The sequence below is a fragment of the Acinetobacter sp. ME22 genome (assembly GCF_022012315.1).
GTDB lineage: Bacteria > Pseudomonadota > Gammaproteobacteria > Pseudomonadales > Moraxellaceae > Acinetobacter > Acinetobacter brisouii_A.
Window position 1 is genome coordinate 124334 of the sequence record NZ_JAKLTL010000002.1, and the last position, 15956, is coordinate 140289.

Sequence of the window (15956 nt, forward strand, 5' to 3'; positions counted from 1 at the left end):
ATGCCATTATATAAATTTGTGCATATCTTAGGAGTTTTTATGAAAAAATGTAGTCATAAAATATGATTTGCTTATTCTAAAAATGAATAAACGCCTCAAATCTTGAAATTTATAGTTTTAGAGGTTTTTTTAAACGGTTATTGCATAAAATCAGTGCAAAAATGATGGGCGAAGCGAAAATCCAGCTACTAATAAAACCAATGGAAAATCCATAGATGGAAATACTCAGATAAAATCCACAAAGAAAGCAAAGATAGGCACTGAAACGTGTCAATTTACGATATTTTAAGATGATCTGAAAACGGGATTGAGCGGTTTGTTTGAGCTGTTTTTCACTCACTAGGAACAGGAGATAAAAGCCAGTAAAAATCAGGACAAATAAAATGACAATAAGCATCACGATTTTGCCTCAAGTTCTGAGTTCAAGGATGATTTTCGCTGTATACGTTGATGAGCCTGTTGCTGAATCGGTTGGATATTGCGATAGATTAAGAAAGCTAAACCTGCAAATAACCAAAAAAATAGATCAACACGTAAATATGTCCAATAACTTTGGCTAAATAAAAGATGCTGTTGATAGAGGCTATAGTAATCGACCAGTGGCAACAGTGTTGCTAAAGCAATCAATACGGTCAATTGGCTACGCCAAAGATAGGCTTTTTTTGTGAAAAGAGCAGCAACCAAGCTGATGAGCCATGTCAGAAAAAAGCCCTGAATCTCATAATTATTGCCATGTATATACGGCGTAACGAGTCGATTGAGATAGAAATAGACCAGCATTGAGATGGGTAATCCGACAAAACAAGCAAGATTTCCTCGATCTACCAGATAATGCCCAAAATGAAAGCTTTTAGATTTTGCATGTAGTTGACGTTTGAGACTCCAGAGCAGTAGTCCTGAAGCAATCATGGCACAGCCCAAAAGTCCGCTAAAAAATAACCCAAGACGTAAAAGTGGTTGAGCAAACGGCGCCATGTGTAAACCATAAACACCTGAATAAAGCGTAGCGACAGGACTGTAATTACGAATATCAGGCAAAATCTGTCCTGTTGAACCTGCAATTGAAAGCTGTTCGGGTTTTAAGCTAATGCTATGATCTTCTAACTGTTTAATTTGAATTTGTGCCAAAGATGTATAGGGAGCCTTGACCTCAATCGTATTGATCTCAGGCTGATTGGGCCATTGTTGTTGTATTTTATGGTTCAGTTGCTCAAACGTGAGCATGGCTGTGGATTGACCTTGTGCTGTACTGATTGGTTGAGTCGAGGTAATTTCTTCAAAAAATTGTAAGCTTTGCTTGGGTGAATAGACTTGCTGTATGCCATAAGGCAAATACAAGTTAAAGAAAATGGTCAGCCCCGTAAAGGTGATGGTGAGGAAAAACGGCAGAGCAATCACAGAAACCACATTATGAAAGTCTAGCCAAGAACGCTGCCCTTTAAATGTTCGAAAAGTAAAAAAATCGGTAAAGATTTTTTTATGGGTAATCACGCCTGAAATCAACGCAATGAGCATAATAAAAGCAGCAAAACTGACAATCAGTCGCCCGATCATGTAGGGCACACCAAATAACTGAAAATGGAAGTTATAAAAAAAGTCGCCGCCTTGCGTTGTCGCTGCCTGAACTTCCTGACCTGTAACAGGGTCTAAATTTTTAATGGCATAGCTGCCATCGGACTTTTGCCAATAGACATTGCTGGTGGGATGTTGAGCATTAGCAACGCTGATATACCATGATTTGGCATCATGAGCATTTTCTTCTAAATATTCCCATGCATTTTGAATAGCTTGCTGTTGATCAACCTCAATATGATTAAACTGAGGCTGCATCCACGCATTGATTTCTTGGCGGTAGTAGGATGTTGCTCCAAGTAAAAAAATACAAAATAGTACCCAACCAAGCATTAACCCTAACCATGAATGCAGCCATGCCATCGATTGTCGAATAGATTTATGCATCATTTAACCTATAAATTTCGAAGCTAGAAAAAATGAGGTACATAGAATCAGTGCAACACTACTGAGCTTGAACAATGAATGGATACAGAAACTGCTCAGAACAAATACGGCATAAAAAATGATGGCAATAAAGGCAGATAAATACACAGATTCAGCTTGGGCAAAGAAATGCTGAAAGACTTTAAGCAGAACTAACATGAATAAACTGGTGCAAGCATAGCCCATGACAAACGCCACTAAAAAGCGGTAGGCGACAGCCCAACGATATGACCAAGCAAGCATAGAATATGACCAGTTTATACGAATGAAAATTATTCGCAATATGATTGCGTATTGTGTTGAGAGATGCAAGTTAAATTGTTTTGTAAGCAGCAATAAAAAAAGCCAATCACAAGGATTGGCTTTAAGAAAGAGTTAAAGATGTTTGAGAATGGATTAGTATTTAAATTTGACCGCAACCGTATAGTTGGCAGGTGCGCCGTAATAACCTTGTCCCTGATATAAACCAGTCAGATACTTCTTATCGGTCACGTTGTTACCATTGACTTGGAAGCTAACGTGATCATTTAAGGTATAACTTGCCATTAGGTTGAGCAGGGCATAGCTGCCTTGTTTAATCAAGCCATAACCGTTACTGGTCGCTGGATCACTAATCGCATCTTGCCATTGCACACTTGCGCCCACTTTCAGTTTTGGTAACTGTGGAACGGTATAAGTGGTTAAAATATTAAAGGTTTGGGTCGGATTATATTGGCGAGGGTTGACACCAGTCTCCATATTTTTCAGGCTAAATTTACTATAGCCCATCGACACTTCTAGATTTTGACTGACTTTACCTGCAAGCCCCAATTCAACCCCTTGTGAGCGCACTGTGCCTAAATCCGAGTAGTATTTAAAATCGGTTGCGTTATAGGTTGAGTTAAGTGGGAAGTTACTTTGCTCTGTTCTAAATACAGCAATCGAACCCGTCAGGCGGTTATTCAGCCAAGCACTTTTTAAACCCAGTTCATAACTTTTGCCTTCAACAGGATCAGAAACTTTACCTGTGGCATTGTTAATAATGGTTTGAGGTCTAAAGATTGAGGTATAGCTGACATAGCCCGTGTAATGTGGGGTGAAGTTATAGGTCAGGCCTGCATAAGGCGATACCTTATTTTTTTGATAAGTATTTTTATTGTCAATTTCGGTGTAGTTTGCGCCTAAAATCATTTTTAAATCATCGGTCAGATGCAAACGTGTTGCACCATATAGCGATTTAATGATGATATTTACATCATCGACAGAATAAATACTGCTCCATGATTGCGTAGCAGGTGTCCAACTGGCTAAATCTGTTGTGGTCACACCATAGCTATCACCTAATGCATAATAACTTTTCACATTATAATCTGACCATGCGTAGCCAAAGTTAGCTTCATGACGCTGTCCAAATAGCCCATAAGTCCCATTGAAATTCAAATTGATAGTACGTTCACGAAATTTCTGATTGTAAATTTCTGGATAGAGGGTAATGCCTGAAGTGTTATCTGTTGCAGAGGGCGCGCCACCAAGATAAAGCATCTTGTCTTTCAGGGTAGATGCTTTTTCATCATAGCTCAGCTTGGCTTTCCAATCACCACCGAGTTTCTGCTCAATATAGGCAAAGTAGTTATCAATTGACCAGTCATAATACGTCCACGATGGTGCATAGTTATAACTACGAGAATAACTCAATTGTTGTCCTGCACTGTTAATCAGGGGTAAAGCCCCCCACTGTGAGCCATTGGTAAATTGGTGAACTTTGGAATAACCAACAGATGCAGTGGTCGAATCTGTTAAATCTGCTTCAATGATGGCTTGAACACCATTTTTCTCTTCAGAATAGCGATCAATATAAGAATTTCCTGCTTTTTCATAGCCAGTTAAGCGAGCACGAACTCGACCATCTTGGGTCAATGGGCCTGAAATGTCGGCTTCATAACGTTGAGTATCCCAAGATCCGTAACTAATTCCTGCATTTGCCTGAAATTCTTGAGTAGGGCGTTTGCGCACATAGTTAATCGTTGCTCCAGGGTCACCTAAAGCATTGGTCAAGGCATCTGCACCCTTGATCACTTCTACACGATCGTAGAAATAGCCATCGGGGTCATTACCGTTGTAGTTGTAGCTATCTACTTGGGGAATACCAACACCATCCACCAGAATATTGGAGATATCAAACCCACGCGCTGTATAGGTGGTACGGTTGGTTTCTAAACCTGTCACTGTAACCCCAGGCGTGTTTCGCAAAATGTCACGGGTCGTGGTCAGATTGAAGTCATCCATTTGTTGGCGCGTCACAACATTGACGGTTTGAGGTGTTTCTTGGACTGGAATATTAAGTTTAGTGGCACTGCTACTGTCTTTGACCGTATAGGCTTTGGTTTTTTCAGAGCTGCTTGCAGTTTTGTCTGCTGAAACGGTAATGGTTGGGAGTGTTTGATTATCTTCCGCATAGACTGAGGTTGCAGTGATGCTGAGGATGGCGAGGAAGAGAGCATTCGGCTTAAACATCGTTATTCCAAATATTAGAAATAATGAAAATGATTCGCAATATGATTAACTATTATAAGGTCTGATGCAACAAAAAATTACATGAATGAGTATCATTCTTGGGTTTATCTTGTGAGGAAAAAGCAAAGCTGAATACAGAAAATCTCGTTGTTTGTATGACTTGCATGAAGTAAAGCGACGAAATCTCTTATAATATTGTGGATGATAAAGCCCAAAGGAAGACATTCTTGCAAAATCGTAAACTCAGAATAGGCATCGTGGTTGGTGAGGTTTCAGGAGATACTCTTGGCGTTGAGCTGATGCGTTGCTTTAAAGCGCAAGGTGTTGATGTTGAATTTGAGGGGATTGGTGGCCCACAAATGATTGCTGAAGGCTTCCAAAGTTTTTATCCGATGGAAACTTTGTCCGTGATGGGGCTGGTTGAAGTTTTAAAAGAACTCAAACAATTATTCGCAGTACGAGATGGTCTGGTTGAACGTTGGCAGGAAAAGCCTGTTGATATTTTTATTGGGATTGACGCACCTGACTTTAATTTACGTTTATCTCAACGCATCAAACAAAAACAGTTACCGATTAAGACCGTACAATATGTCAGTCCTTCAGTATGGGCATGGCGACAAAAGCGTGTCTTTGGGATTAAAAAGAATATTGATTTGGTGATGTGTCTATTTCCATTTGAAAAAGCATTTTATCAAAAATATCAAGTTCCTGCGATTTTTGTGGGGCATCCACTGGCAAAACAGTTGCCATTAGACAATCACGTTCAGCAAGCACGACAGGCACTTAATCTTCCTGAGCAAGCCAAATATATTGCTTTACTGCCAGGCAGCCGCCGTGGTGAGGTGGAACGACTAGCCCCCTTGGTGTTTGGCGCTGCACAGATTTTACAAGCCAAATATCCTGAGTATGAATATCTGGTTCCTGCAATTAATGAGCAGCGTTTAACGCAAATTCAGCAGATTTTGGCAAATTATCCTGAAAGTTTACGTGCCAAAATTCATGTTCTTGACAATCAGCATACCGAGTCGAAAATTGGGCGATTGGTCATGAATGCAAGTAATATCATTGCCTTGGCTTCAGGTACAGCGACACTCGAAGCGATGTTATTGCATCGTCCAATGGTGACATTTTATAAGTTACATTGGTTGACCTATCGTATTATGCGTTTGATGGTCAAAATTCCATATTATTCTTTGCCGAATATTATTGCGGGTAAAAAAGTCATTCAAGAGTTGATTCAGGATCAGGCAACACCTGAAGCATTGGCTGCGGAAATTGAAAAGTTAATGAATGTTGAAACGGCTCAAATTCAAGTGATGCAGCATATAACCATGCATAAGCAATTGATTTCAGGGGATACTGAAGATCCTGTACACGCGATTTTGCAATTATTGGCAGCACGTTAAGGCTAATCTAAGAATTAAAAAAGGCAGGAATTTCCTGCCTTTTTTATGATTTTAAGTTTAAGAGCGAATAATGATTTCGTAACCTGTGTATTTACGAATGTTGATCACGCCCGTATCTAAAATCAGATATTGACCTTTAATCCCTTGTAAAACGCCACGGATGGTTGGGGTTTTATCCAAATTATGTGATTTGATTTTTTCAGGATATTGCTCGACTGGATAGATGAATTCCCGCATTTTTTCGTCATCAAGCAGTTGAATACCTTCATCAAACTCCAGATTTTGACTGAATTCTTCACGAATACGCTGAATTTTAGGTGCAAATTCTTCGACCAGTTGCTCACGAACTTCAATCAGATTCAGTGGTTCAGCTTCACCTTTGAGTAACTTACGCCAGTCAGTTTTATCTGCGACTTGTTCACCAAACATGATTTCGAGTTGTCCTGACAAGCGCCGTGAACCGACTTGCATAATCGGCAAGGCTTGAGTTGCACCTTGATCTAACCAACGCGTTGGCATTTGGCTAATGCGGGTAATGCCGACTTTTAAGGCACTAGAGTTGGCTAAATAGACAATATGCGGTTGAAAGCAAACACTGTGGGCAAACTCATCTTCGCGGCAAGTCCCAAGATGATAATGGCAGGTTTCAGGCTTCATGATACACATGTCACAAGACGCTTTGGTTTTAAAACATTTAAAACAGTGACCTTGTGAATAGGATTTAGGTGTTTTTGCACCGCAAGAGACGCAGAAAATCTTCCCAGTCCATTCAATTTCAAGCTCTTGACCTAAAGTAAAGGGTAAATTGATCTGAGATTGGTCTAGAATAAAGCTGTATTCAACATGCGCTTTTTGAGTGTTCTGTTCGGTTACACTATGGTTGGCTAAATCGGCATGCATCTTATGGCAAATGCCTTGTAATTCCATATCAATTTCTCTCTAACTCAGATAAAGGTGCAGTTTATGGCTGAACAAAATGTCATCACTTCAATGCTAGACGATTTATGTCAGGAGCAGCCCATTGAAACTGCATTATGTATTGGACAGGATCTTTGCCAACACGGCTTACAACACTCAATTGACTGGCAATATTTTAACGTATCTGATTTTTTAAGTCTGCCTTTTACCCGTCGCTATGATTTGGGTTTCATTTTGCTCGACACCCCAGAAATGCAAAATTTAACCGATACCGAGAAGTCGCGACTTTTGGTGAAATTACGTGATCTCATGGCAAAACGCTTGGTGGTGGTGTGTCCACATCAGGATACGCAATTAATGCGCGCTTTGGGCTTAACTCAAATGTTAGATAAAACGCAGCAACAGGGTAGTCTGACCTTGTGGCAGTTTAATATTTTGACCTACAAACATGTGCCTGACTGGTTTAACTCGAAGTTTTGGGCGAACCCAGACAACTGGGACAAATTTCGCTGGTAATAAAAAAGCCAAGTTTAACTTGGCTTTTTTATACATACATTTGAATTATTTAAAGAAATATCCTGTTTCAGGTGAGCTGGCATTTGCCATGCGCTTGCGTGGCATACGTCCTGCCAAGAAGGCTTCACGACCTGCTTCAACTGCTTTTTTCATGGCAGATGCCATTAAAATCGGGTTTTGTGCATTGGCAATCGCAGTATTCATCAGCACGCCATCACAACCCAATTCCATTGCAATCGCAGCATCACTGGCTGTACCCACACCCGCATCGACCAACACTGGAACTTTTGCATTTTCTTTAATGATGGAAATGGTATGTGGATTTAAAATGCCCAAACCTGAACCAATCAAGCTGCCTAAAGGCATAATGGCGACACAGCCCATGCTCTCAAGCTCTTGAGCCACAATTGGGTCATCTGAGGTGTAGACCATGATTTCAAAACCATCGTCAATTAGGGTACGTGCAGCTTTCAGTGTTTCAGTGATATTGGGGTACAAGGTTTTTTCATCACCCAAGACTTCAAGTTTCACCAAATTGTGTCCATCAAGCAGTTCACGTGCCAGCATGCAGGTACGAACTGCGCTATTGGCATCGAAACAGCCTGCTGTATTTGGCAGAATGGTGTATTTCTCAGGTGGAACAACAGAAAGTAAATTCGGTTGATCTGGGTGCTGACCGATATTCACACGGCGAATTGCAACAGTCACAATTTCTGCGCCACTGGCTTGAATCGCTAAATCTGTTTCATTGAGATCTTTGTACTTGCCTGTGCCAACCAATAGGCGGGATTGAAAAGTACGTGAACCAATAATTAAAGGGGAATCGTTAAATTGAGCGTCTTGCATAATTATGTCCTATTAACCACCACCAACGGCATGAATAATTTCAATATGATCTTGAGCTTGAATCTGTGTTTGTTCTAATTTTGATTTCGGCACAATCATTTCATTGAGTTCAACCGCAAAGCGTTTATTTTCTAAGGCCAGAGATTGAACTAATGTAAGTAGGTTTTCACAAGACGTTTCAGTTGCCACGCCGTTTAAAAAGATTTGCATGCTGTCCTCATTTTGCAAATTTCATGGCATTCCAAGCCAATGCTAACCATCCAATAATCATAAAGGCACCGCCAATTGGCGTAATTGCCCCTAAAATACGGGGTAAACCTAAGCCCATGACATAGAGTGAACCACAGAAGAATACAATCCCAATTTGAATGCAAATAAAGCTGACCTTGATTGGGAACTGTGGTGACACTTTTGCCAAAATCGCAAGGGCTAATAATCCAAGCGCATGATAAAAAAAGTAATCGGTTGCAGTATGCCACCAAGAAAGTTGGTCAATGGTTGCCCGAGCTTTTAAACCGTGTGCACCAAAGGCACCGAGAATCACTGCAAGCGCAAGATTTAACGCAGAGATTGCAAGCCACATTGTGCTATTCCGTCAAGAATTTGCGCTATACCATAACATAATTTTTGGCTGGGTTACGATTATTTGCATGAAACTTGGGCAATAAAAAAGGCTGAAGAATCAGCCTAATTTATTCATTTTTATGAACGAAAAAATTAGTTGGATGACATCGCAACTTTAATTTTTTCCATCGCATTTTTTTCAAGCTGACGAATCCGCTCCGCTGAGACATTATATTCGGCTGCAAGCTCATGCAAGGTTGATTTGTCATCATCTAACCAGCGACGCTGTAAAATATTACGAGAGCGATCATCAAGCTGATTCATGGCATCGTGCAGTGCAGAGGTACTTTGTTCTTCATAGTCTTCATTTTCGACCAAACGCGCAGGGTCGTAACGACTGTCTTCTAAGTACAATGCAGGTGCAACATGGGTTGAACCTTCTTCATCATCATCATTTTGCGCTTCAAAGGCTGCATCGTATGCAGTTAAACGACCTTCCATTTCCAGAACTTGTTCTGGGGTAACATTCAGGTCATTGGCAATTGATTGTGCTTCCTCAAGCGTCAATTTTTTACTGGATTTTTTTAAGCTACGTAAATTAAAGAATAATTTACGTTGGGCTTTGGTCGTGGCAATTTTGACAATACGCCAGTTGCGAATCACATATTCGTGAATTTCTGCTTTAATCCAGTGAACTGCAAAAGACACTAAACGTACGCCCATATTTGGGTCAAAACGTTTTACGGCTTTCATTAAGCCTAAGTTGCCTTCTTGAATCAGATCGCCTTGTGGCAAGCCATAGCCTGCGTAAGTACGTGCGATATGGACAACGAAACGTAGATGAGACATGACCAGCATTTTTGCTGCATCAAGATCTTGGTCGTAGTAATAGCGTTCTGCCAACTCTTTTTCTTGTTCGGCAGTTAAAATTGGAATCTGATTGACAGTACTGATGTATGCGCCTAGGTTCACACCGGGTGCAGACAATGACAGGGGCATCAATTGATTGCTGCTGTCAGTCATGAAAACTCCTTATAGGGATGAGCTAGTCAAAATCAATGTGTTCATCTTAATCTGCTTTAGAAGCAGAATTAAGGCAAAAAGGGTAGCGAAATGTAAACTTTTATGCCAGTGTCTTCAAATTCTGTACATGTATTATTCATTCAGATTCAATGATGTAGTGTAGTTCATGTTCAGTAATTCTGATCATTTGACAGTTCAGTTGCTGCATCTGACAATAACGTAAAATATCGATTTCGCTGTTGGGGTCGGATGCTTTTAAGCAGAATTTTTGTTGAGCAGGTGCAGATTTTATTGCGCGTTTCAACATCAATAGCGGCATAGGGCAAGGTTTGCCTATCGCATCAATTTCAATGAAAGTTGCCTTAGGATCGGACATAAAGCTGGGTTCTAAACTCAATAAAGCCCTAGATACTAACAAAAAGCCTAGATCTTAAAAAGAGGAAAGGTGTGGTAAAAAACAATCTAAATGTAAGAAAAATCATGCGCTGATAAAATGCTATATTTATGAAAAATTTTTGTATCAATTCACTGAAAGGCATGCTACTCTCGGAACCGTATGTAGGATGCAATTTCGCAAAAAACCTATGACAATGTGGATATAACCGGATTTTGTTAATAGTTTTACAGAATGATCACAAGCTTAAAAATAATAACTATTTTTAAACCTTGTCGCTCTACTGTTTGCAACACCGGGTGATCCTTTTTTTTAATCACAGAGGATTAACTAATGACAGTACGTGAACAAGGCGTAGTTAAATGGTTCAACGACACTAAAGGTTTCGGCTTTATTCAACGTAGCAGCGGCGATGACGTATTCGTTCACTTCCGCGCTATCCTAGGCGAAGGTCACCGTTCACTTCGTGACGGTCAACGCGTTGAATTCAGCGTTGTACAAGGTCAAAAAGGTTTCCAAGCAGAAGAAGTTCAGCCATTAGACTGATCTTTTTAGGTGCTTAACCTTAAGAAAACGCCCCATAACATTTGGGGCGTTTTTTGTTTATAATGGCGACTTATTTTACGCGCATAACGGATTAACAGGTTTATGTCATCTGGTTTCGAAACCTTAAATTTACATCCTCAGTTAAAACAGGCGATTGATGCGTTGGGCTTTACCAGCATGACGCCGATTCAAGAAAAGGTTTTAAAGTTTACGCTTGCAGGTCACGATGCGATTGGTCGAGCGCAAACAGGAACAGGGAAAACGGCAGCATTTTTAATTAGTATTATTAATGACTTGTTGAATAATCCGATTCAAGAGCAGCGTTATCGTGGCGAACCACGTGCATTGATTTTAGCACCAACTCGAGAGTTGGCTTTACAAATCGAGCAAGACGCCAAAGACTTAACCAAATGCACTTCATTAAATGTTGTGACGTTGCTAGGCGGTGTTGATTTCGATAAACAGAGAAAACAGCTTGATGCGGGGTTTGTCGATATTTTGGTTGCAACGCCAGGTCGTCTGATTGATTTCACTGAACAAAAAGAAGTTTGGTTAGATCAAGTTGAGTTTTTAGTGATTGATGAAGCTGACCGTTTGTTGGATATGGGCTTTATTCCTGCTGTAAAACGAATTGTGCGTTTCTCACCACGTAAAGAGCAGCGTCAAACTCTAATGTTCTCGGCGACTTTTAGTTATGACGTTTTAAACTTGGCGCGTCAGTGGTTATTTGAACCTGTCACCGTTGAAATCGAGCCAGAAAAGAAAACCAACGCAGATGTTGAACAGCGTGTGTATGTGGTTTCTAACCGAGACAAGTACAAATTATTGCAAGAAGTTTTGCATAACGAGCCGATTGAAAAAGTCATGATTTTTGCCAATCGCCGAGATCAGGTGCGTCGCTTATATGACAGTTTGAAAAAAGATGGCTATAAGGTCGTCATGTTGTCGGGTGAAATTGCTCAAGACAAACGTTTAAAAATGCTTGATCAGTTTAAAAATGGTCAGCACAACATCATGATTGCAACCGATGTGGCGGGTCGTGGTATCCATGTCGATGGCGTATCACATGTGGTGAATTTTACTTTGCCTGAGCAATCTGACGATTATGTTCACCGTATTGGACGTACAGGCCGTGCAGGTTCACAAGGCGTGAGTATTAGCTTCTTGTCAGAAGATGATGCCTTTTATTTGTCTGATATTGAAAAAGCGATTGGACAAAAATTACCGCTTACACGTTTAGATGGTTATTGCTAATTTAAGATATTGAGATGAAAAGGGGTCATGATTGATCCCTTTTTTTATACTTATTTGTTCTGACAAGTGAAAATCAAGGTGGTTTGATAGTCATCATCCCGTTGTAATTTTGGACTATAACCTAAAATTCCACCAATAACTTCCGTCGCTGTTGTGATGCTTCGACCAGTTTGTTCATCGGTTACATTTTTAAAAATACCGTTGTAGTTTGTGGATTCGTTACGAAGAATTGGTGTTTGTCGTGAGCAGGTTTTATTGGCAGCAAGAATGGCATTATTTTTGGCGATCACAGCCGTTTTACCTAAACCTGTTACTTCAAATTGATGGTTTTCATTTTGTAGTACCAATGTCGCAGCTGGATTAGAGCTACAGGCACTGAGAACGACTGCTATGCCAAAACTACTGATCAATGTTAAATATTTCATTTGACCTCTGGAAACTTGATTGAAGGCAGTTGTAGTGTGCCTTAGAAATATTGTGCAGTGTGTATGGTGATCATAGGCATGTTGCTGTTTTTTGCTGATCTTTTGTTGCTGTGTTTTTTATTGCTAAAACTAGAGTTCATTTTTTAGAGTATGTTAATCTAAATTATATTGTTTAGATGAAAAGATGACAGTCTTCATGGCAAATACAACAGTACAAGCAGTTCATGATAATATTCAACAGCGCCAGTCAGTCGGTCTTCTTGTTGAACCTGCACCCACTGCACAGCAACTTGATTTGGCATTTGCAGCAGCACTCACTGCACCAGACCATCATCGTTTAAAACCAACCCGCTTTGTGGTGGTTGAAACGAATCAACGTATTGCATTTGGAGAGCTCGTTGCCAATTCAATGCAGCAAGATTTTCCTGAAATAGATCCAGTTCAAATTGAACGTATTAAAAATCATCCAATGCGCGCACCTTTGCTGGTTTTGGCATTAACTCATCTTGTTGAGCATCCAAAAGTACCTGAGTTTGAGCAAATTTTAAGTTCAGGCGCGGCTGTCCAAAACCTTCTTTTATCACTTGAGAGTCAAGGTTTTGCCAGTATGTGGCGCACAGGTGCTATTGTTGAATCAGTGAGTTTGAAAAAAGCGCTAGGTTTACAAGCACATGATCTGATTTCAGGCGTTATTTATGTCGGGACAGCCGCAAAAGCATTAGCACCACGTGCTGAACTGACAGTGTCGAATTATGTCAGTTATTGGTCAGCACCGTAATCAAGTTGAGAAAGAAAAATGTCTGAAGTGAAATTTACAGATTTGGTAGATGCTGTGCCCGTAGATAAAAAAACAGCATTACGTGTGACTGTGCTAGGTGGTGGTAGTTTTGGGACAGCCATGGCAAATTTAGCTGCGCGTAATGGCTGCGATACCATGCTGTGGATTCGAGATGCTGATACAGCCGCACAAATGAATCAAACACATGTCAATAAACGCTATTTACCTGATTTTGAACTTGAACATAGTTTGCAAGTGACAGCCGATCTAGAACATGCAGTTCGTGAGCGAGATTTAATTTTAGTCACGATTCCAAGTCATTCATTTCGCAGTATTATCCAAAAAATTAAACCATTCATTACTGCACAAGCCATTATTTCATTGACCAAAGGGATTGAAGCAAAAACCTTTAGTTTTATGAGTGAAATTATTCGTGAAGAATTGCCAGAAGTGCCTTATGGGGTATTGTCAGGGCCAAACTTAGCCAAAGAAATTATGGCGGGTATGCCCGCAGGTACAGTCATTGCGAGCCATTCAGAACAGGTTCGTTATGCAGTCCAGCAAGCTTTGCATAGTGCATTGTTTCGTGTTTTTGCCAGTGATGATGTGCATGGTGTAGAGCTAGGCGGTGCATTGAAAAATATTTATGCAGTTGCGATGGGAATGGCGGCTGCGCATGGTGTAGGGGAAAATACCCGTAGTATGATTTTGACTCGTGCATTGGCGGAGATGAGTCGTTTTGCAGTAAAATTAGGAGCAAATCCTTTAACTTTCTTAGGGTTGTCTGGTGTTGGTGACTTATTTGCAACCTGTAATAGTCCACTGAGTCGGAACTATCAGGTTGGGTTTGCACTTGGAAAGGGAAAAACCTTGCAGCAAGCAACAGAAGAATTAGGACAAACAGCAGAAGGGATTAATACCATTGTACAAGTGCGTACTCGTGCCAAAGAATTGGACGTTTATATGCCGATTACCAATGCGTTATATGATGTGATCTTTGAACAAGCACCACCACTTTCGATTGCATTGTCATTGATGAAAAGTGGGCATCGTAGTGATGTGGAATTTGTTTTGCCACACCAGCAGGTGTAAGAAAATCTTCATCTTATTGAGGTATAAAGCCTCAAGATTGCACTTTCAGGAAATTTTATGCAATTAACTTTAGTTCGTCATGGTGAGGCTGCACCTCCAGTCCATGGGAATGATACCAAACGCCCGCTGACCGAACGTGGACATTTACAAGCTGAACAAACCGCGGAATTTCTGCGACATAAGGTTCAGCCAGACCTTTTTGTGGTTAGCCCATTATTGCGGGCACAAGAAACACTGGCACATATTCAGTACTATTTCTCAAATGTGCCTGTCATGTTATGCGATCACATTAAACCTGATGATGATCCTGATTTAGCTGTGGACTGGTTATCAAAACTGCCGTATGAGTCGATTGTGGTGGTCTGTCATATGAATGTTGTGGCTTTTATTGCGGAGCGTTTAACACAACTTGCCTTTCATCCTTTTGCGCTTGCTGAAGCTCGAATTTATGAACAAGCTGTGATTGCTGAAGGTTTATCAACACAAACTGCAAGCTTTATTCCATTGGCTTAAGATAAATTTGTCATTGAATTGTTTGTGATAAATGAGCAATTCAATGATTTCTCAAGAATTAGTGATGAAAATCACAACACCCCTGTTACGAATATGATAAATAAAGCGTTGTGAAGCATGGCGTTTTTGAGGATGCATGCCTATAATAAGCGCGTTTTAAAACTACCCACTTGATGATTTTATGATGTATTCACTGGCTCGCCCTTTGTTGTTTTCGTTAGCACCAGAGCGTGCGCATGAACTTACATTATCATGGCTGAAAACTGCGCATAAAATGGGGTTGGTGCAAGCAAAGTTTGTTGCTAAACCTGTCACCTGTATGGGAATCGAATTTCCAAACCCTGTTGGCTTAGCTGCGGGTCTAGATAAAAATGGTGACTACATTGATGCCTTGGCGGCACTAGGTTTCGGTTTTATCGAAATTGGAACAATTACTCCACGCCCTCAATCCGGTAATCCGCAACCTCGTTTATTCCGTTTGCCGAAAGCTCAAGCCATTATTAACCGTATGGGTTTTAATAATGATGGCGTAGACAAACTCGTGGAAAATGTCAAAGCAGCCAAATACAAAGGTGTTTTAGGTATCAATATTGGCAAAAATGCTGATACGCCTGTTGAAAAAGCAGCAGATGATTACTTGATCTGTTTAGAAAAAGTTTACAATTATGCGTCGTATGTGACGGTGAATATCTCATCACCCAATACAAAAAATCTCCGTAGCCTGCAAAGTGGCGAAGCATTGACCCATTTGCTTGAAACTTTAAAAAATCGTCAAGCTGAGCTTGCTGAACAGTACGGTCACTACGTGCCTTTGGTACTGAAAGTTGCACCTGATTTAAGTACAGATGATATTGCTTTTATTGCCAAGCAATTGTTGGCATTTAAAGTTGACGGACTGATTGTGACCAATACGACATTGTCACGTGAAGGGGTGGAAAATCTACCTTTTGGTGATGAAGCAGGTGGTTTGTCGGGTGCGCCAGTGTTTGAAAAAAGTACAGCCTGTTTAAAAACTTTTGCTGCTGTGTTAAAAAATCAGATTCCACTGATTGGTGTTGGCGGAATTTTGGCAGGTGAACAAGCACTTGCTAAACAACAGGCAGGTGCAAGTTTGGTTCAGATCTATAGTGGCCTGATTTATACAGGTCCAGACTTGGTACAAGATTGTATTCATTCTATGACGTAAAATT

General features: G+C 40.5%; 18 protein-coding genes. 8 read left to right on the forward strand and 10 right to left on the reverse strand.

The annotated features are described in order from the left end of the window. Window positions 1–396 precede the first annotated feature (396 nt). From LVY74_RS03240 to LVY74_RS03250, 3 genes are all read right to left on the reverse strand, one after another. Complete coding sequence (locus LVY74_RS03240) at window positions 397–1959, reverse strand: PepSY-associated TM helix domain-containing protein (protein ID WP_237813823.1); 1563 nt, start codon at window positions 1957–1959, stop codon at window positions 397–399. A 3-nt stretch (window positions 1960–1962) separates the two neighbouring features. Then, window positions 1963–2241 (reverse strand): hypothetical protein, encoded by a 279-nt coding sequence (locus LVY74_RS03245; RefSeq protein WP_237813824.1) that lies wholly within the window; start codon window positions 2239–2241, stop codon window positions 1963–1965. 153 nt (window positions 2242–2394) lie between these two features. Further along, window positions 2395–4491, reverse strand: a complete 2097-nt coding sequence (locus LVY74_RS03250; RefSeq protein WP_237813825.1) for a TonB-dependent siderophore receptor — start codon at window positions 4489–4491, stop codon at window positions 2395–2397. A gap of 227 nt (window positions 4492–4718) precedes the next feature. On the opposite strand from LVY74_RS03250, the gene lpxB reads away from it, so the two are divergent. After that, entirely contained in the window at window positions 4719–5897 is a 1179-nt protein-coding gene (lpxB, locus tag LVY74_RS03255) for a lipid-A-disaccharide synthase (protein WP_237813826.1), read from the forward strand. A 57-nt stretch (window positions 5898–5954) separates the two neighbouring features. Here the strand turns inward: lpxB and LVY74_RS03260 are convergent, their stop codons facing one another. Continuing rightward, window positions 5955–6824, reverse strand: a complete 870-nt coding sequence (locus LVY74_RS03260; protein ID WP_237813827.1) for a DUF2797 domain-containing protein — start codon at window positions 6822–6824, stop codon at window positions 5955–5957. 36 nt (window positions 6825–6860) lie between these two features. Between LVY74_RS03260 and LVY74_RS03265 the strand changes: the two genes are divergently transcribed. Then, complete coding sequence (locus tag LVY74_RS03265) at window positions 6861–7331, forward strand: DUF6231 family protein (protein WP_151777508.1); 471 nt, start codon at window positions 6861–6863, stop codon at window positions 7329–7331. A gap of 45 nt (window positions 7332–7376) precedes the next feature. Here the strand turns inward: LVY74_RS03265 and LVY74_RS03270 are convergent, their stop codons facing one another. The 5 genes from LVY74_RS03270 to LVY74_RS03290 form a co-directional block, all read right to left on the reverse strand. Further along, entirely contained in the window at window positions 7377–8177 is an 801-nt protein-coding gene (locus tag LVY74_RS03270; RefSeq protein WP_111891973.1) for a thiazole synthase, read from the reverse strand. Window positions 8178–8189: 12 nt separating this feature from the next. Next, window positions 8190–8387, reverse strand: a complete 198-nt coding sequence (thiS, locus tag LVY74_RS03275; RefSeq protein WP_111891971.1) for a sulfur carrier protein ThiS — start codon at window positions 8385–8387, stop codon at window positions 8190–8192. Window positions 8388–8394: 7 nt separating this feature from the next. Continuing rightward, the gene (locus LVY74_RS03280; RefSeq protein WP_111891969.1) at window positions 8395–8760 is read right to left on the reverse strand and encodes a DUF423 domain-containing protein; all 366 of its coding nucleotides are present in this window, start codon (window positions 8758–8760) and stop codon (window positions 8395–8397) included. A gap of 134 nt (window positions 8761–8894) precedes the next feature. Continuing rightward, window positions 8895–9764 carry an RNA polymerase sigma factor RpoH gene (gene rpoH, locus LVY74_RS03285; protein ID WP_151710952.1) on the reverse strand — a complete coding sequence of 290 codons (870 nt, stop codon included), beginning with the start codon at window positions 9762–9764 and terminating at the stop codon, window positions 8895–8897. A 136-nt stretch (window positions 9765–9900) separates the two neighbouring features. Beyond that, a complete protein-coding gene (locus tag LVY74_RS03290) occupies window positions 9901–10140 on the reverse strand; it encodes a sulfurtransferase TusA family protein (protein ID WP_237813828.1) in 240 nt (79 codons plus the stop codon). Window positions 10141–10491: 351 nt separating this feature from the next. On the opposite strand from LVY74_RS03290, the gene LVY74_RS03295 reads away from it, so the two are divergent. Both LVY74_RS03295 and rhlB read left to right on the forward strand, forming a co-directional pair. Beyond that, window positions 10492–10704, forward strand: coding sequence for a cold-shock protein (locus tag LVY74_RS03295; RefSeq protein WP_151710954.1), 213 nt, complete (start codon window positions 10492–10494; stop codon window positions 10702–10704). 102 nt (window positions 10705–10806) lie between these two features. After that, a complete protein-coding gene (gene rhlB / locus LVY74_RS03300) occupies window positions 10807–11958 on the forward strand; it encodes an ATP-dependent RNA helicase RhlB (protein ID WP_151710955.1) in 1152 nt (383 codons plus the stop codon). A gap of 50 nt (window positions 11959–12008) precedes the next feature. On the opposite strand, the gene LVY74_RS03305 is transcribed toward rhlB, so the two are convergent. Then, entirely contained in the window at window positions 12009–12383 is a 375-nt protein-coding gene (locus tag LVY74_RS03305) for a hypothetical protein (RefSeq protein ID WP_237813829.1), read from the reverse strand. A 196-nt stretch (window positions 12384–12579) separates the two neighbouring features. Here LVY74_RS03305 and LVY74_RS03310 point away from each other — a divergent pair, with 196 nt between their 5' ends. The 4 genes from LVY74_RS03310 (at window position 12580) to LVY74_RS03325 (ending at window position 15952) form a co-directional block, all read left to right on the forward strand. Then, complete coding sequence (locus LVY74_RS03310) at window positions 12580–13161, forward strand: nitroreductase family protein (protein ID WP_237813830.1); 582 nt, start codon at window positions 12580–12582, stop codon at window positions 13159–13161. An 18-nt stretch (window positions 13162–13179) separates the two neighbouring features. Next, window positions 13180–14253, forward strand: a complete 1074-nt coding sequence (locus LVY74_RS03315; RefSeq protein ID WP_151710733.1) for an NAD(P)H-dependent glycerol-3-phosphate dehydrogenase — start codon at window positions 13180–13182, stop codon at window positions 14251–14253. Window positions 14254–14310: 57 nt separating this feature from the next. Beyond that, window positions 14311–14766: a SixA phosphatase family protein gene (locus LVY74_RS03320; RefSeq protein ID WP_151777501.1), complete on the forward strand. Its 456-nt coding sequence runs from the start codon at window positions 14311–14313 to the stop codon at window positions 14764–14766. Window positions 14767–14947: 181 nt separating this feature from the next. Next, complete coding sequence (locus LVY74_RS03325) at window positions 14948–15952, forward strand: quinone-dependent dihydroorotate dehydrogenase (RefSeq protein ID WP_237813831.1); 1005 nt, start codon at window positions 14948–14950, stop codon at window positions 15950–15952. Window positions 15953–15956 lie beyond the last annotated feature (4 nt).